This window comes from Leptotrichia hofstadii (assembly GCF_007990525.1).
In the GTDB taxonomy this organism is placed as follows: Bacteria; Fusobacteriota; Fusobacteriia; order Fusobacteriales; family Leptotrichiaceae; genus Leptotrichia; species Leptotrichia hofstadii.
The window spans coordinates 1,517,314-1,534,849 of the sequence record NZ_AP019823.1; the positions used below are offsets into that span (position 1 = coordinate 1,517,314).

Annotated in this window: 21 protein-coding genes and 1 tRNA gene; 3 read left to right on the forward strand and 19 right to left on the reverse strand. The window is 28.3% G+C overall.

Translation table 11 applies throughout. The annotated features are described in order from the left end of the window. Window positions 1–16: 16 nt before the first annotated feature. From FVE77_RS07205 to FVE77_RS07255, 11 genes are all read right to left on the reverse strand, one after another. A complete protein-coding gene (locus FVE77_RS07205) occupies window positions 17–907 on the reverse strand; it encodes a CPBP family intramembrane glutamic endopeptidase (RefSeq protein WP_026746155.1) in 891 nt (296 codons plus the stop codon). A gap of 95 nt (window positions 908–1,002) precedes the next feature. Next, complete coding sequence (rpmA, locus tag FVE77_RS07210) at window positions 1,003–1,296, reverse strand: 50S ribosomal protein L27 (protein ID WP_026746154.1); 294 nt, start codon at window positions 1,294–1,296, stop codon at window positions 1,003–1,005. A 76-nt stretch (window positions 1,297–1,372) separates the two neighbouring features. Next, complete coding sequence (locus tag FVE77_RS07215; RefSeq protein ID WP_026746153.1) at window positions 1,373–1,711, reverse strand: ribosomal-processing cysteine protease Prp; 339 nt, start codon at window positions 1,709–1,711, stop codon at window positions 1,373–1,375. A 46-nt stretch (window positions 1,712–1,757) separates the two neighbouring features. Continuing rightward, entirely contained in the window at window positions 1,758–2,066 is a 309-nt protein-coding gene (rplU, locus tag FVE77_RS07220; protein ID WP_021769501.1) for a 50S ribosomal protein L21, read from the reverse strand. Window positions 2,067–2,180: 114 nt separating this feature from the next. After that, window positions 2,181–2,267 (reverse strand) — tRNA-Ser (locus tag FVE77_RS07225). A 109-nt stretch (window positions 2,268–2,376) separates the two neighbouring features. After that, entirely contained in the window at window positions 2,377–3,147 is a 771-nt protein-coding gene (locus FVE77_RS07230) for an SDR family NAD(P)-dependent oxidoreductase (RefSeq protein ID WP_026746152.1), read from the reverse strand. Window positions 3,148–3,182: 35 nt separating this feature from the next. Beyond that, window positions 3,183–3,482, reverse strand: coding sequence for a type II toxin-antitoxin system RelE family toxin (locus FVE77_RS07235; RefSeq protein WP_026746151.1), 300 nt, complete (start codon window positions 3,480–3,482; stop codon window positions 3,183–3,185). After that, the gene (locus FVE77_RS07240; RefSeq protein ID WP_026746150.1) at window positions 3,483–3,710 is read right to left on the reverse strand and encodes a hypothetical protein; all 228 of its coding nucleotides are present in this window, start codon (window positions 3,708–3,710) and stop codon (window positions 3,483–3,485) included. Between the two features lie 113 nt (window positions 3,711–3,823). Beyond that, on the reverse strand, window positions 3,824–4,288 hold the full coding sequence (locus FVE77_RS07245; RefSeq protein WP_026746149.1) for a hypothetical protein: 465 nt from the start codon (window positions 4,286–4,288) through the stop codon (window positions 3,824–3,826). A 21-nt stretch (window positions 4,289–4,309) separates the two neighbouring features. Continuing rightward, window positions 4,310–5,140: a hypothetical protein gene (locus FVE77_RS07250; protein WP_026746148.1), complete on the reverse strand. Its 831-nt coding sequence runs from the start codon at window positions 5,138–5,140 to the stop codon at window positions 4,310–4,312. Continuing rightward, window positions 5,130–6,407, reverse strand: coding sequence for a hypothetical protein (locus tag FVE77_RS07255; protein ID WP_026746147.1), 1,278 nt, complete (start codon window positions 6,405–6,407; stop codon window positions 5,130–5,132). Before FVE77_RS07255 ends, FVE77_RS07250 begins: the two co-directional genes overlap by 11 nt. Before the next feature lie 223 nt (window positions 6,408–6,630). Between FVE77_RS07255 and udk the strand changes: the two genes are divergently transcribed. From udk to FVE77_RS07270, 3 genes are read left to right on the forward strand one after another with little or no spacing between them, the layout of a single operon-like run. Beyond that, on the forward strand, window positions 6,631–7,278 hold the full coding sequence (udk, locus tag FVE77_RS07260; RefSeq protein WP_026746146.1) for a uridine kinase: 648 nt from the start codon (window positions 6,631–6,633) through the stop codon (window positions 7,276–7,278). A gap of 51 nt (window positions 7,279–7,329) precedes the next feature. Then, window positions 7,330–8,667 carry an FAD-dependent oxidoreductase gene (locus tag FVE77_RS07265; protein WP_026746145.1) on the forward strand — a complete coding sequence of 446 codons (1,338 nt, stop codon included), beginning with the start codon at window positions 7,330–7,332 and terminating at the stop codon, window positions 8,665–8,667. 13 nt (window positions 8,668–8,680) lie between these two features. Beyond that, on the forward strand, window positions 8,681–9,463 hold the full coding sequence (locus FVE77_RS07270) for a potassium channel family protein (RefSeq protein ID WP_026746144.1): 783 nt from the start codon (window positions 8,681–8,683) through the stop codon (window positions 9,461–9,463). 85 nt (window positions 9,464–9,548) lie between these two features. Here FVE77_RS07270 and FVE77_RS07275 read toward each other — a convergent pair whose 3' ends face one another. The 8 genes from FVE77_RS07275 to FVE77_RS07310 form a co-directional block, all read right to left on the reverse strand. Then, window positions 9,549–11,081, reverse strand: coding sequence for a contractile injection system protein, VgrG/Pvc8 family (locus FVE77_RS07275; protein ID WP_026746143.1), 1,533 nt, complete (start codon window positions 11,079–11,081; stop codon window positions 9,549–9,551). Between the two features lie 171 nt (window positions 11,082–11,252). Further along, window positions 11,253–11,981 carry a hypothetical protein gene (locus FVE77_RS07280; RefSeq protein ID WP_026746142.1) on the reverse strand — a complete coding sequence of 243 codons (729 nt, stop codon included), beginning with the start codon at window positions 11,979–11,981 and terminating at the stop codon, window positions 11,253–11,255. Window positions 11,982–12,067: 86 nt separating this feature from the next. Continuing rightward, complete coding sequence (gene ychF, locus FVE77_RS07285) at window positions 12,068–13,171, reverse strand: redox-regulated ATPase YchF (protein ID WP_021743814.1); 1,104 nt, start codon at window positions 13,169–13,171, stop codon at window positions 12,068–12,070. Window positions 13,172–13,195: 24 nt separating this feature from the next. Continuing rightward, window positions 13,196–13,729 (reverse strand): uracil-DNA glycosylase, encoded by a 534-nt coding sequence (locus FVE77_RS07290; protein WP_026746141.1) that lies wholly within the window; start codon window positions 13,727–13,729, stop codon window positions 13,196–13,198. Between the two features lie 30 nt (window positions 13,730–13,759). Then, window positions 13,760–14,533: an MBL fold metallo-hydrolase gene (locus FVE77_RS07295; protein WP_026746140.1), complete on the reverse strand. Its 774-nt coding sequence runs from the start codon at window positions 14,531–14,533 to the stop codon at window positions 13,760–13,762. Window positions 14,534–14,599: 66 nt separating this feature from the next. After that, a complete protein-coding gene (locus FVE77_RS07300; RefSeq protein ID WP_006803971.1) occupies window positions 14,600–15,037 on the reverse strand; it encodes an MATE family efflux transporter in 438 nt (145 codons plus the stop codon). A gap of 163 nt (window positions 15,038–15,200) precedes the next feature. Further along, window positions 15,201–16,322: a ribosome biogenesis GTPase YqeH gene (gene yqeH, locus FVE77_RS07305; RefSeq protein ID WP_036087910.1), complete on the reverse strand. Its 1,122-nt coding sequence runs from the start codon at window positions 16,320–16,322 to the stop codon at window positions 15,201–15,203. Between the two features lie 56 nt (window positions 16,323–16,378). After that, window positions 16,379–17,506, reverse strand: coding sequence for a tyrosine-type recombinase/integrase (locus FVE77_RS07310; RefSeq protein WP_081690310.1), 1,128 nt, complete (start codon window positions 17,504–17,506; stop codon window positions 16,379–16,381). Between the last annotated feature and the right edge of the window lie 30 nt (window positions 17,507–17,536).

Below are 17,536 nucleotides of genomic sequence, written 5' to 3' on the forward strand. Positions count from 1 at the left end.
TCAAATTACTTATTAATTAAAATATTTTATAATTAAAGAAAAAATTACAAACCACAATCGCAAATATTATCAGCAAATACAGAAAATCATTTTTCACAAATTCAACTAATTTCTTCCTGTCTTCAACATTTAATTTTAAAATAAAAAATATCTCCTTGTATCTTCCTTTTGCCAGTCCAATTATAAAAAATATTAATAAAAAGATAATTAAAAACAGCAAAAACAAACCAAATACTGCTATGAACATTCCAATTTTTGAAAGTATTATAACCTGTAATATTTGTGTTATCGTGTTTAACAGAAAATGTATTAAAATAGAATATTTTATCGAATATTTGCATGCAACATAAGAAAAGATGATTCCCGTCAAAAATGCTGGAATAATCATCTCTACATTATAATGGGATAGTCCAAAAAGAAGGGAATTAATAATTATTGCTGCTCTAATCCCATATTTTCTCAAATTATTCATTATAACTCCACGAAATACAATTTCTTCCAATATCGGTGCTACAAATACTGTCATTATTACATCTATATACAAAGGCTCATTTATTAAAGACGTTCGCCCTTTAAATTTAAACATTGATACAATCAATAAATTGGAAAGATTACCTACATAAAAAGCTAGTGCAAAATATGTATTAAAGTCTTTTATATTAAATTTTTCGTTCGTTTTAAAATATTCATATTTTTTATAAGTTTTTACAAAATAATAAATTATTGGAAAACTAAGTATCCAACTATATATTCTAAACATGTATACATATCTAAATATCTTACTGTCTGTAATTACTGTTTTATTATTTACAAAAATCATAAATGTTAGATGAAGTATATAAATTATAAACAAAAATAGAGAAATATCCTTTTTCATGCTATGCTTCAAATTTATTATTTTTTTCATTTACCTTTGCCTCCAACTATTTTTTATTGTTAATTTAAAAAAATACCATCCTATTTCTAAGACAGTATTTCAAAAATATATTATACAATTTATTACTATGCTTCTGCTCTTTCAGGATAAATACTTACTCTTTTTTTACCATTTCCAAATTTTTCAAATTTTACATATCCATCAGTTAATGCGAATAAAGTGTAATCTTTTCCTAATTTAGCGTTAGTTCCTGCGTGAAATTTACTTCCTCTTTGTCTTACAATAATGTTTCCAGCTTTTACAGCTTCTCCATCATATTTTTTTACTCCTAAATATTTAGGGTTAGAATCTCTACCATTTCTAGTTGATCCTTGCCCTTTTTTTGAGGCAAATAACTGTAAGTTTAATTTTAATAACATTTTCCAACCTCCTCGATTTCTTTTTCATATTTTATTTCTTGGATTCTTTTCAAATCTTAACTTCTGAACTTAAAATTTATATTTTTATTTCTTTAAGTTTCACAAAATTACTATAACTTTTTGCAACTTCCTTCAAATACGAATACATTGATTCAACCAAAATATCTGCATTTTCTAGTTCATCATCAGTCAATCCAGAATTTTTTAAATCACAGGAAATATACCCATCTTCTTCAGTAAACTTTAGTTTTTTCTTAAGTTTCAAAGTTTCAATAAGTCCATTTACTGTCATTTGTCCTACTGATGAAACAGCTGCACAAATTACATCTTCTCCATATTCTGAAAAATTTGCATGTCCTTTTATTTCAAAATATGTTATTTTATTTTTTTGTCTTTGAATTTCTATTCTTATCATTCAAACCACAACAGCTTTCACAATCTAAATTATATTAAAAAATACATTAAGCATTGATTGATTTAATTTCAATTGCTGTAAAAGATTGTCTATGCCCTTTTTTTCTGTAGTAAGTTTTTTTGTTATATTTAAAGTTAATTTTTTTATCAGCTTTTCCATGAGATTTAACTGTAGCTACAACTTTAGCTCCTTCTACAACTGGAGTTCCAACTGTTACGTTATCTCCTTCTCCAACTAATAGAACTTCGTTAATTTCGATGTCTGAATCAACATCAGCTGCTAATTTTTCAACTTTTAATACAGTTCCAACTTCTACTTTGTACTGTTTTCCACCTGTTTTAATTACTGCAAACATTTATGTTCACCTCCAAATAATTTATCGCTATCATTGGTATTAGCCACCAATTTTATGCGTATATCTTAATTAGTTTACTATATTTTCACTAATTTGTCAAATTATTTTTATAAATGGCGGAAGTAGAGGGACTCGAACCCACAAGACGTTTAACCGCCCACAGCTTTCCAAGCTGCTGCCATACCATTAGGCGATACTTCCCCTTCCAAAAAATAATTACAAACTATTATACTAAACTTATTTATAAAAGTCAATGAATTTGTTTAGCGTATTTTGTACATCTTTACTATGTATTTACTATCTCAGACCATTATTTATTTTGATTTTTTCTGTAAATATTAAATCCAGTCGCCTGATTTGTCGCCATTATTGTAATATCTGAAATTTGTACGTGTTTTGGCTGATTTGCAATATAAACTATTGTATTTGCAATATCTTCTGGCTTCAATGCCTCAATTCCTTCATAAACCTTCTTAGCCTGCTCTGTATTCCCATGGAATCTTACATTACTAAAATTAGTTTCCACAATCCCGGGCTGAACAGTAGTTACTTTAATATTTTTATCAATGGTATCAATTCTAATTCCATCGCTCAAAACCTTTACAGCCGATTTAGTCGCACAATATACAGCAGCTCCTGCATAAGCGTAAATTCCAGCAGTTGAACCAATATTTATAATATGCCCCTCATCATTTTCAACCATGCTTGGCAAAATTTGTCTTGTAACATATAACAGACCTTTTATATTAGTGTCTATCATTTGTTCAATATCCACAATATCATATTCCTGAAATTTATCCAGCCCCAATGCAAGTCCTGCATTATTTACAAGAATATCTACCTTTTTCACATCATCCAATATTTTCTTGGTAAATTTTACAACATCGTTATATTTAGTAACATCCAATACAAAAATATATGCGTTAGTTCCATATTTTCTATCAATATCAATCTTTATTTCCTTCAATTTATCCGCATTTCTAGCGCACAAAATCACATTATCCCCATTTTTCGCAAAGGCATAAGCTGTTTCCTTCCCAATTCCGCTTGTAGCTCCAGTAATAAAAATATTTCTATTCATAAAAACTCACTCCCTATATTTGAATTTATCATTATTTATTTTAAAAATGATTTTTTTAATTTATTTAAAATCAAATATACTTTACTCCTATGTTCTATTTCAACAGCTAAAACTATTAATTTATCATCTTGTATTTCAACTATTATCCTGTAATTTTTTAATGGTTTGTACTTCCAATATCCTTTTAAATTATGGCTCAAAGCCTCCCCTTTGATTCTTGGATTTTCAGAATTGTTTATTTTTTTCAGAAAATCATAAATTTTTTTACTTGTATTTTTATCCATCTTTTGTAATTTTTTTGCTGTATATTGAGATAACAATACTCTGTATTTCACTTAAAATCCCATTTTCTTTCCAAAATCTTCAAGAGGTATCATTGGGGATTTTTTAGCTTTTTCAGATAACTTCACTATTCTTTTTATTTCTGATTTGGAAATTTGTTCATTTTCTTCTATTTTATCTAATTCTTTTGATATCAAATTATTAATAAAGTTGTTATCATATTCCAAAACTTCTTTTAACTGTTTTTGTTTTTTTTCGTTTAATTCAACATCTATAATCATAGTATTTCCTCCTAAAATAAATTTTGTAATTTTTTTAGAAATCGAATGATTTTTAAGTTCATTTAATAGAACATCTATATTTTTATTATACCACAAAATTTTCATTATAAGTATTATTTTATATCAAGTTTATTTTTTTGATGAAATTTTTGTCTCAACTTCAGCTTAAAAATCCCTATCCCTTTTTCAATGCTCATTTCCTGCGAAAAATTATACACAAACATATTTGTAAATTTCAAATCCATTTTTTTATTTGAACCTAAATCAACAAACATTTCCAAATTTCTGTAATCACTTTTTTCCAGATAGGATTCTGCCCATTCCACTAAATCTATTATATTCTTTTTATTTTTTTCATACAAATCATCATTTATGCTCTCATTTTCCAAATTATTTCCTGTATTTTCCAAGTTTGAAATGATTTTTCCTATTATTTCCATTTCTACTGTGCTTCTGCTGTTTGCAAGATTTGTATCTTCTGCAAGTCCAATTTTGTATTTTACTTCCATAATTTCATCTTCACTTACATTTATTTCCTTTTTGTTTTCCTCATCTGTAATCTTCAATCTATATTTCATTTATTCCACTCCTTCATTTTTCTAAAAAACTGCTATTTCATCAATTTTTACTGTTTCATCAACATTTACAACTCCAAAATGATTTTCCCAAAATACTTTTAATTCCATCCCAAGTTCCAGGAACAATAATTCCAAAGTTTTTATTTTTGCAATATTTACCTTATTTTTGGGTTTATTTATATAAACTATTATTTTATTTTTTTCTGATTTTTGTCTATAAATAAGAGAATCAATAAAAAAATATTTTATTCCCAATCTAAAATTTTTCATGCAATTTACATTATTTATTTTTTCATTATAAATTAAAAGTGCTATATATTGCTGTTCTTCGCTACTCAAAAGTAAAAAATACTTTTTCAAGCTTATTCCTAGAATTCCTTTTTTTATATCTTCCAAAATTTTTTCACAAATAACATCAATTACCGTTGTTCCACTAACAAAATCAAGTTCCTGCAAATAATTTATCGCATTATTTTCAATATTTTTCTTAAAATTTCTTAAAACTGATATATTTTCCTTTTCTTCTTTAACTATGTTGTTCCTGCGTCTAAAACTATTTATTTTAGATTTTTTTTTAGGTACATTCTCCATTGTCAGATTTTTAATTTTAGTATCTTTCTCCAGTTCATTTTCAAACTCAAAAAAATTATCATAATAATTTACAAAACTAGCAAAAATTTTATTAAATCTTACATACGGATTTACTTTTACAGCCTTTTTTTTCACAATTTTATTATTCAAAAAATCTGCATTTACCTCAATATATGCCGAAATATTATTTGCCAGTTCAAATTGCACATTTGGAGGAACTGCCCATATATATGTGTATCCTTTTTTATTTTTATTGGCCATATAGATACCCCCTGCATTCAAATTCATTATAATCATTTTGAATTTCTGAAATCAAAAAACTTACCTTATCTTCTGAATAATCATCAAAATCCTTTATTTCCAGAAATAAATTCATCTTTGGCTTTTTATCGAAATATCCCTTTTGAAAATCATTTCTCAAACTTTCATTACAGTCATAAGTATCTAGATTTTTTTCGATGTTTTCTTTAAAATTAATATCTTTTAACAAAATTTTATCCTTTGTAAACTCATATTCCAAGAAATATTTTTCCAAAAATGCACGGCTTCTAGTATTTTTATTTTTAGTTTGAATTTTATCAATAAAGCTCTTATTTCTAAAATTTGTAAAATGAAAATAATTTTCTTGATTCTCACTACTTTTTCCATAAAGTTCAAGAATTTTTCTACATTTTTCGATTGGCTTTACTGAAAATACATCCCAAATATTGCCTGTATTTTTCTTTGAAAGAATATTTAATTTGTTTTTTCCGCTGTAATAGCAACACAAAATATCTTCATTTTCATGATTTGATACCAAAATCTGTTCATCACTTTCAAAATTTATTGTATATTCAAAAGATAAGTTAATTTTTGTCGGACGTACAAAAATGGTGCTTATTATCTTTTTCTTTTCAATATTCCAAAGCAATTCCCTATCTCTTAGAACTTTATCCTGAATTTCTTCAAAATCATAAGTAATCTCATATTTTCCATTTTGAATTTTATCCAAAATATCCTGTGGCATATCAAAACCATACTCAGCCAGTTTAACCCTATAACACCTCATAAAATGTGCCATATTAATGGTTTTCCATTTTTTTCCATTAAGTTCAAAAGAATTATGCAATTTTTTTATTTCGTCAAAATATCTCTCATCTTTTACAAACCTGACTTTAACCTCATAATTATCTCCGTCAATGTCTATCCACCCAAAAAATTCCCTTTCTAGAACTTCCTCAATCTTATGCAAGCTCAAATTCAAATATACATTTTCCAAATAAATATCCTTATAATTCTCATCAAGAATATCTATTTTATCAACTACAGGAAAAAAAACTCCATCCATCTTAAATACATCTTCTTTTTCCGCTAATACCGTTTCAACAAAAATATCTTCATATTCGGAAATTTCATTAATTTTTGCTTCTAAAAACTTATCTTTGATTTCTCGAAACCTCTCCTCCATCTCCAAATTCAACTCAAAAAACATCTCTCTTAAAGTTTTTCCAAGCATTTCCCTCTCAAAAATTTCATTCTCTCTATTCATAACCCCTCCAATATTTAACTATATTTTAATTTTATCATATAATTAAATTTTTTTCAAACATTTTTATTAAATTTTTAATTTTAAAAAAATATAAAATTTTAAACTTTTACATTATTGTAAAACTGTAAAAAAAATGCTAAAATTATTTAAAAACTATAACAAGATACAAGTCTTCTAAAAAAATTCAAAAATTACTAAAATCTATTTGGGAGGAAATATTTTTATGAGCTATCAAACTATAATTGTCGGAATTGCTGGAGGTACTGGTTCTGGTAAGACTAGCGTTACTCAAGCTATTATCAAAAATTTAGAAAGAACGGGAATTCATTCGATTTTGCTGGAGCAGGATTCTTATTATAAGAGAAATGATCATCTAACTTATGAAGAGAGGGCTAAGTTAAATTATGATCATCCAGATGCAATTGACTTTGACTTGCTTGAAAAGCATATACTTGCATTGAAGGATGGAAAATCTATTGAAAAGCCTATTTATGATTTTCAGGTTCATAACAGAGTTGATGAGACTCAGCATATTGAGCCTGCAAATATAATTATTGTTGAAGGAATTTTGGTGCTTGCAATTGCAAAAATTAGAAATCTTTTTGATACAAAGATTTTTGTTGATACTGATGATGATGAAAGACTGCTTAGAAGAATTGAACGGGATTTAAACGAGCGGGCAAGAAGTTTTGAAAGTGTAAAAAATCAGTACATAAATACAGTAAAACCGATGCATTTGGAATTTGTTGAACCTTCTAAAAGATATGCAGATGTTATAATTCCACGTGGGAAAGACAACAAAGTAGGTATAAATATGGTAGCAAGCAGACTTAGGTATCTATTTAATAAAATGAATCAAGAACAAAAATAACAAAAAATGAAAGGAGTGTATGATTTTATAAATTATCATGCAAAAAATATTATGAAAATAGTTGTAATTGGAGGCGGAGCAGCTGGAATGATGTTTTCGACTCAATATAAAAAAGCAAATCCTGAAGATGAGGTTATTTTATTTGAAAAATCATCTTATGTGGCTTGGGCTGGATGTCCAACACCTTATTTCATTGCTGATGAATTGAAGAAAAGTGATGTTCTTCACGGAACACCGGAAGATTTTATAAAGCGTGGAATTGATGTGAAAATTCATCACGAAGTTACAGAAATTAACTTTGAAAATAAAACTGTAACAGTAAAAGGGAATGAAATTAACGGAATAATCTTTTACGACAAACTGGTAATTGCCGTTGGGGCAAAATCATTTGTGCCAAATATTGCTGGATATTCAAAGGATCTGGAAAATGTGTTTACTTTATCTCACGCAGAACATGCCTTTAAAATAAAAGATTATCTTAATGAAAATAAATCAAAATTAAAAAATGCAGTTGTTGTAGGAGCTGGATTTATTGGACTGGAAATGGCTGAATCATTTAGAAAAAATGGATTAAATGTTACATTGATTGAAAAAGCTGATCAAATTTTTCCAAATGTTTCTGAAAACTTGAAAAAAAGAATTTATAAAGAAATAGAAAATAATGATGTTGAATTAAAATTAAACTCTGGCGTTTCAGAAATAATTTCTGAAAATAATATAGCAAAATCAGTAAAATTGGATAATGGGGAAACTGTAGACTTTGATATTGCACTATTTAGTATCGGAATTACTCCAAACATTGATTTCTTGCCGAAAGAATTAAAAACTGATTCTGGGAAAATTGTTGTAAATGATAAATTTGAGACAAATATTAAAGATGTATATGCCATTGGAGATTGCGTTTTTAACAAATATTACAAAACTGACAGAAATTTATATGCTCCATTTGGAGATGTAGCAAACAAGCATGGAATGTTCCTTGCAAAACACTTATCTGGAAAAGATGTTAGCTGGAAAGGGTTAATCCGTTCTTTTGCAACTTCATTTTATGATGTAAAACTAGCACAAACTGGACTTTCTCTAAAAGAAGCTCTGCAATTAGGATACAATGCTGATATAGTTTCAATGAAAGCAATGTATAAAAATTCTGGCTTTGAAGATTCTGTTCCTGCAAGTGCTGAAATTATTTATGACAAAGATAAAAAAATCGTTCTTGGCGGAGCAATGGTGGGAAAAGAAGCAGTAGCACAATTTGTAGATCAAATAGCTATCGTTATTGCTCTTGAAACACCTATTAAAAAATTCATAGAAATTGACTTTGCATATTCCCCAACAAATGCAAGTGTTTGGAATCCGTTATTAGTAACATATAGAAAAGTTATTAAATAAAACAGGAGTTTTTATGAAAAAGAAAATTGAAAAATTACATAAAAACAAAAGATTTCGTATAAGTTATCAGGTTATTTTTATTTTCTTGGCATTATACAGCTTTGTCACTACACTTTTAGATTTACATGGCGATATTAGCATTTTTAATAATCCAATCCTGGAATTTATTGATGTATCAATTTATTTAATTTTTGCAGTTGATTATTTTATACGTTTTACACATTCAGAAAATAAATTAGATTTTATTGAAAGCAATATTCCTGATTTAATCTCAATTATTCCGTATTATTCTATTTTTAGGCTATTCAGAATTTTTAAGATTAGACGTTTAGCAAGAGTTTTTAAGCATTTAAAACTGACAAAAGCTTATTTGTCTGTAAAAAAATTCTACAAAAAAATAAAAAAAATCTTGAGAGCAAATGGACTTATTTATTTGTTAATATTTGCTGTACTTGGAATCATAGTATCTGCCCTAATAGTTTCCTATGTCGAAAAACTCTCTTATTTTAATAGCCTATGGTGGGCTTTTGTAACTGCAACTACTGTTGGTTATGGAGATGTCTATCCGCATACATTTATTGGAAGAATAATTGCTATTTTTCTGATACTGATTGGAATGGGAACTTTTGGAATGATTACGGGAGCAATCACAAGTTATTTCTTAAATCGGCAAACTGATTTAATTCCAGATGATGATTTAGATGAATATGTTTTAAACTCCCAAAATTATACAGATACAGAAAAACAGGAAATTATAACTTTTATACAATTTATAAGAAACAAAAGAAAAAAATAAATTATACTAAAATCTTTTCAATACAGGAAGAACAGTAAGCTTTAACTAATCTTATTATTCTCCTGTATTTTTTTATTAACTGCTATTAATTACTGTGAACTTTTTTCCCTTTAATTCTAACATCTGAACTTAATGATTCCATCGTTATTTCCTTCTCTTTCCCAATAATATTTATCTTAGAGCCATAAAAATCAGCATCCCCAATCGACTCTATCCCCAAATAATTATTAGAAGCCACTATCATATTTTGATTAGCCTTATTTACAAAATTATCTGCATTTTCAACTATATTTGGTGATTCTACGCTATATTTCTCAGCCGTTTTCACTTCAAAACTGTTCAAATTCAAGCTAAAATTAAAATCACTCTGATTAACCTGAAAATTTCTTTTGGTATAATCACTAAACCTTCCATTTCCTTTATTGTTTATTGCCCACGACACTTTTGCAAATCGCTCGTCTTCATTTGGAAAATAAACTTCCACAGTATCATTTACTTCGGGAGTACAGAAAAATCCAGTATTTGTCTGCGAATAAAAAGTCTGATAACTTAATGGAAATCTTTTTATTCCATAATCATCGTACGCTTTGTCATTACTTTCCTCATTGCTTCTTTCCTGAACAATTTTTTTCAGCCCTTCTGCAAATCTGACTTCCATTTTCGCAATTCCGCTATCTTCAAACACCCGTTCAACATTTGCTTCAATTCTGCACCCTTTTATTTTTTCATTATATTTCTTGAATATGTGATAACTCTTCATATCCGTTGCTAAAAATTCACTTTTTAAAATAAAATCCTTCAAAAATATTCTAGTTTGTAATACAGAAAAACTGCCTTTATTCCCACTAGAATTTTTATCATTTCCTTCATTTTCTACAGCGTTTTCAGAAATAGAAACAGTATCTCCCAAATTTATTACTTTATTTGACTGAACTTTATAATATAGATTTTTATAATCTCTTACCAGCGAATAATCTGAAAAATATTTATTTTCCTTCTTAATTTCTCCCATTTCTACTATTCCAAACAATATTATTCCCTGTTCAATTACAAACATCCCCGTTTTTAATTGACTTGCAAGTCTTACCAAAAATTCCCAGTCTGTTTCATCAAACTGAACAATCAAACTGCCTATCTGCTTTTTCGCAATATCAGAATATTTTATTTCCACCTTTTTATCAGCATAATCCTTATTAATCTCATCAATTATATCTGAAAACATTAAATTCCTATCTTGAAAAACCCGATATTTCTTCTCATTTTTCCTGTCAAAAAGCACACTCTTAGAAAACGCCCTCATCAAAATCCTGCATCCATAACTCCCATAATCCAGAATCTCAAAATAATCAACAATCCCACTAAAAACTTTTCTTTTGACATCCTTATCTACATTAGCAAGCTCAATTTCAATCCCAACATCTTCTTTTTCAATAATTCTTTCCAAATTTTTTCTCTGCTCATCATCCATTTCCAATTTAATTTCCAGTTTCTGATGTTCATTAATATTTTCATCCAACACAAATTCCTGAATCACAAAATTCTCTAACTTTGTTTTATTTAGTATGATTCCAATATTTTTTCCTTCATACATATTTTCAACATTTACATCTTTACTCATTTTTACCACCTCAATTATTTCCTTTTATTAATTTATATATTATTTAATTAATTATTAATATATATTTTATTATACTATATTTTTAATCAAATTTCAATTATAATTTCAAAAAAAATAATCGCTGCTATAAAAAACAACAATTTATCAAAATTCTTTTCAGAAATATTTTAATTAGTATACATTTTCTATATCCTTTAAATTTAAATTATATTTAGACATCATCCTTCTTATTTCGTATGCTCGATTTTCCTTTCTTTGCTTAAAAAAACTTTCTGGTAATTCATTATAAAATAATGATATTAACTCCTCATATAATCTGTTCTCTTCTGGTGCAAAAAAATCAGGATTTTTGAAAATTATCTTATTTGGTGTCATTATTGTCATCATCTCTCCATAATCTGGTACAGAATAGTAACCTTGTGCATTATTTTTATCTATATCATTTATATACCAATTCATATGATACACTTGTCCTAAATTTGGAGATTTATTATACTTATTTTTATGTATATTTCCATTTTCATCTACAGTTACTATATACAATTCCACATTATTGTCATTATTATTTGTGATAATCCATTTACCATACAAGAACTGTCCATAATAAGATTTATCTTTAGGATTAAATTTTGAATAATAATTTTCTAAATTTTCTAATGTCATATATTTTAATATTTCATCCTTATTGTAACTATGTGTTATTCCATTATACAAACCCTTTAATCTAAAATAAAACACCAATTTATTTTCATTTTTATGCTTTATTATGTAATTTCGTTCTGATATACTTATTGGAGGATCTGTATAAGGATATTCAAAATATTTTAAATCTCTAAAATATTCTTCTGAATAGACAATACCACTTACTAATATTAATATAAATAAAAATTTTTTTATCATTTTAATCTCCTTTTTAGAATTTAAAGAAAGCTCTTTAAATAAGCAACAAACTTAAAAAAGAGCTTCTAAAATTAATAAATATTTTCTTAAACATTAAATCTGAAGAACATTACATCCCCATCTTGCACAATGTACTCTTTTCCTTCCAGTCTCATTGCACCTTTTTCTTTTGCGCCGTTCCATCCGTTTAGTTCGATGAATTTGTCGAAAGACACTACTTCTGCTCTGATAAATCCTTTTTCAATGTCTGTATGAATTTCACTGGCAGATTTTTGAGCGTTTGTTCCTTGTTTTATTGTCCATGCTCTTACTTCTTTTACTCCAGCTGTAAAGTATGTGATTAGTCCTAACAATTTGAATCCTGCTCTAATTAGTCTGTTTAGACTTGGTTCTTTTATTCCTAATTCGTCAATGAACATTTGTCTTTCTTCTTCGTCTTCGATTTCGATTAGTTCTGCTTCTACTTTTGCTGAAAAGGTTACCACTTCGCTGTCATACTGCTTTGCAAATTCACGCACTTTTTTTACGTAATCATTTTCAATTCCAGCCGTCAAGTCTTCTTCCGAAATATTTGCGGCAAACATCATTGGTTTTACTGTTAAAAATTGATAAACTTTTATTAATTCCTCTTCTCTTTGAGTAAATTCCAATGTTTTTAATAATTTAAATTCTTCCAGATGAACTTTACATCTTTCAAGAACTGCGACTAATTCTTTTCCTTCTGCGTTTCCTCCACGAGCCAGCTTCTGATTTTTCTGAATTGCCCTTTCAACTGTGTCTAAATCAGCAAAAATCAATTCTGCATTAATTGTTTCAATATCTCTTATAGGATCAACGCTTCCTTCCACGTGAATAATATTGTCATCGTCAAAACATCTTACAACCTGACAAATTGCAGCTGTATTTCTAATGTTTGATAAAAACTGGTTTCCTAGTCCTTCTCCCTTTGATGCGCCTTTTACAAGCCCCGCAATATCTACAAATTCAACTGTCGCTCCAACCGTTCTTTCTGGATTAACTACTTTCTCCAAATCTTTTAAACGTGGATCTGGCACGCTTACAAGCCCTACATTTGGCTCAATTGTTGCAAATGGATAGTTTGCCGCCTCTGCATTCTGTGTTTTTGTTATTGCGTTAAATAATGTTGATTTTCCCACGTTTGGTAATCCTACAATTCCTATTCCTATCATTCTTTTTTTATTTCCTTTCTTCTTTTATAATTTTTCCAAAATTTTTATTAATTTCCACTTTTCCTTATCTGTCGCTTTAAACAAATAGGAAATATCGTAAATCGGCACAACCTTAATTTCTCCATAAAAATCAAACACTTTTCCTACCAAATCTTTTATATCCTCTTTTTTTACATCTTCTAAAAGTGATTTAGTCGCTCTTTCTCCAACTGTTACAATGTACTTTGGGTTAATTAAGGCAATTTGCGCTACAAGAAACTCATTACACTTTGTAATACTGTCTTTCTCGATTAAATTACCATGTGAACTGCATTTTGTGAGAGTTGTAAAATAACATTTCTTTAAATCCAGCTTTGAATACTCCAAAAATTTTTTAAAATATTTTCCATTTCTGTCAATCAAAAGTTTCTGCTTTACATCCTCTTCCTCACTTATGCTATCCAGTACAAATAAAATTTCTGCCTTTTTATTCCCTTCGCCAACAATTGGATTAATTCTAGTTTTTTCTAATATACATTTAGTACAAATATCGATTTCCAGCTTTAAGTCATTCCACATAACTTTTTCCTTATTCTTTATTCTAATATTCTATATTTTATAAATTTCTGTTCCTTCTTCGTTAATAATTTCAATTTCTAAATGGCTTTTATTTTCACGCTCCAAAATTTGATACAGCGAATTATAAGCCAGCTCTGGCGTGTTATTATCCTTGCTTATATGCATTAAATAAATTTTTTTCAATTTTTCGTTAAGCACCTGTCCAATCAGCTTTGATGCTTCTGCATTTGACAAATGTCCATTTCTTCCCTTCACACGGTTTTTCAGTTCCCAATGATAAGGCCCTGTCATTAGCATATTATAGTCATAGTTACTTTCCAGCACAATTACATCGCTATTTTTCAAATTTTCCTTAATAATATTGTTTACACAGCCAACATCACTTGCATAGGACAATTTTTTCCCTTCGTATTCAAATGTATATCCCAAGCACTTTTCAGCATCGTGCATTACTTCAAAATTATTTATTACGCAATTATCAATTACAGTTTTTTCATCTCTTATAAAATTTAAATTTTTTTTCTCAATTTTTCCAATTCTGTCCTTAATTACATTATAAGTTGCTTCATGAAGATAAATTGGAATATCATATTTTCGTGAAACAACACCAAGTCCCTGAATATGGTCAGAATGTTCATGCGTCACAAATATCCCCATTATATCCTCAATTCTTTTTTCAATATTATTCAATTTTTCTACAATTTTTTTACCACTAAATCCTGCATCTATAAGAAATTTCTTGTTTCCCATTTCAATATAGCTGGAGTTTCCACTGCTTCCACTTCCCAAACTTGAAAATTTCATTTTTTTACTAATCTTCTTTCTAATTGAGTTTATTTATTTAACTCCCCCATTTTTCACTTTATAATTTTAAATATTTGGCGAAACAGTCCCTTTTGCCTCGTCATAGACCCATCCGCCTTTTTTATCCTTTTTTGTTACAATTCTATTGCTTCTTTCCCTAGAATTTTCTATGCTTTCAGGAATTTCATAAATTTTTTCACTTCCATAAAAAGTTTCAAAATCATATTTTCCATCTGCACTCTTTACATCCCTAAGATTATTTTCAAATCCTGTTAATTTAGGATTTGCTCCAGTTTTTTCGTTAAATTTCTTTACCGCATTCTGTAATTTTACAGTTTCTACCTGAATATCGGCAGTTATAAGTTTATCTATTTTTCTTGAAAATAAAATAACGACATTAAATATCGCAATGAACACTATCACAAGAAAAGTTATCCCACGAAGAGCAATTTTTCTAGTCATTCTATTTTTATTATTTCCATAATAATTACTATTAAAAGCCATTTTCCCGCATGAAATTTACAAAATTTTAAATTTGACAATTATAATGTAAAAAATCACGCCCTCCTTCCTTCAGATTTTTTTACTTCAATTTTCCTATTTTTTCAGTCTGTTTTTTCAAAAATCAAACCTTCACTATATTCAAGTTTCTAATAATTTCTTAAATTTATTTTTTATTTCTAAAAATTGACGGCCTAACAATCACTTTTACATTTTCTGGAACTTCCAGCTGTACCTTTAGCGGACCTCTTTTAACATTTATCCAGCCTAGCCCTGCTATTACCAGTTCCTCATTTTCCTCAATTTCTACTTCATGAGTTACAAATTCATTTTGAAAATACTTTTCTTTTTCAGCTCCTTGTAAAATTTCAAAGTAATTTCCATTTAGCAAGGCTTCCACTCTTTCCTCACGAGCTACATGGAACTTCACACTTTTTGAAGCATAAGCAGAAAAAATAGGCTTGCTTCCACTTTCTAAAAGTTCATTTCCAAGTATTTTAAATCTGCAGAAAACATCAAACATAAATACTTGATTTTCTTCAAGTTTAAAAGTTTTTCGTGAAATTTCTCCAGCTGGCACCAGCTTTAATCCATTTTCTACACTGATTAAATCAGAAATTCTTCCATCTGGAATAAGTCCAGGCGTGTCAATTATCGTAATTTCACTATTTGGAATTTTATTGTTAATTGATTTTAAAGTAGTTCCAGAATATTTAGAAGTTGTTATTTTATTGTTCCCAAGAAGTAAGTTTATAACTGATGATTTTCCAACATTTGAAACTCCAAGTACAGTTGCCTTTACTTTTTTGTTATGAAAAATATTTTTAATTTTTCTGATTATTCCATTTACTCCGTATTTATTTTTCGCACTGATAAAAGCAATATCATCAGGTACAATATCTTCTTCGGCAAGCCTGTCCTTTACCCAGTTTGAAATTTCAGTTGGATGTATAAAGTCAGGCAGTAAATCTATTTTGTTAATTAAAATTATAGATCTGTAATCTCGCAAGTAATCTAAAATTTCTTCAGTAAATGAGCCTTCAAAGTCAATAATATCAAAAATCGGAAGTATTATATCAGATTTTTTCACACTTTCATTTACTTCCTTCAGATAATCTTCCCTGCTAAAATTATTTACAAGATTTTCCCCATAATTTTTAATTTTAAAACATCTCTGACAAAGTAAATTATCCTCTGTTATAAACTTCTCTTCAGGAACATATCCTTCCTTATTTTTATCTTCAAACTGCAGTTCAATTCCGCAACCGCTACATTTTTTTATAATCAAAATTTCCTCCTATTTTCTCATTCCTTTTACATTAAAATTCAATCCAATCAAATCCATTATTCCTTAGCCAACGGATGAGTATTCATATAAATATCCCGCAAGAAAGCCTTGCTCACATGTGTATAAACTTGCGTTGTCGCAATACTGCTATGCCCAAGCAATTCCTGTAAATATCGGATATCCACTCCGTTATTTAAAAGTTCTGTTGCAAATGAATGCCTAAACACATGTGGTGTTATTTCCTTTTGTATCCCAGCTTCATGTGCGTGTGCCGAAATAAGCCTTCTTAGCGAACGTGTTGTCAATTTTTTTCCTTTACTGTTTACAATCAATACTTCCCTAGTGTAATTTTCATATTGCTTTTTCTTTTCCTCAATATACTTTATCAGCCATTTCTTAGCATTTTCACTAAAAAAAGTTATCCGTTCCTTATCCCCTTTTCCAATAACCCTAATTTCCCGCTCTTCAATATCAATCATAAATTCACTCAAATTAATAAGTTCCATCGAACGAAGCCCGCTAGAATAAAGAAGTTCAATAATTAATCTATCCCGAATCCCAGTAATTTTTTCGGTATTTATAACATTTCTCAATCTATTTAAGTCATCCCTATTCAACACATTTGGCAATTCCTTCTCAAATTTCGGAACATTAATATAAGCCGCCTTGTTTGTTTCAATCACTTTTATTTCCTGAAGATATTTAAAAAATGTCCTAAGTGCTGAAATCTTTCTATTTATAGTTCTTTTAGACACTGGCTTGACACTTATTTTTGTATTTAATTCTTCCATATCTTCAATATTTTTTATCTTATCAATCTCTGATTCTGTATCATCAATTTCCGTATTTGCAGTATTTTTCTGAGAATCCTTTTTTTCCTTCGCTTCCTCTTTAGCCAGCTTCTGAGGAGAATTTAAATACGCAATAAAAGATCTGAATGTCATCATTTCAATTTCCTCAAAATTATGAATTTCCTCATATTCATCCAGATATTCCATAAACTGCAGTAAATCCCTCCGATAACTTCTAATCGTATTAAAACTTTTCCCAAGAATAACCTCTTCATAATACAAAAATTTGTCAACATACATCACAAGATTTTCATTTTTTACATTTTCTTTTTCTGTATTCCCAATATCTTTTTCAATTTTGATTTTTTTCTCAATATCTGTATTATTATTCATCAAGATTTCTCCATTTTTCTCTATATCAAT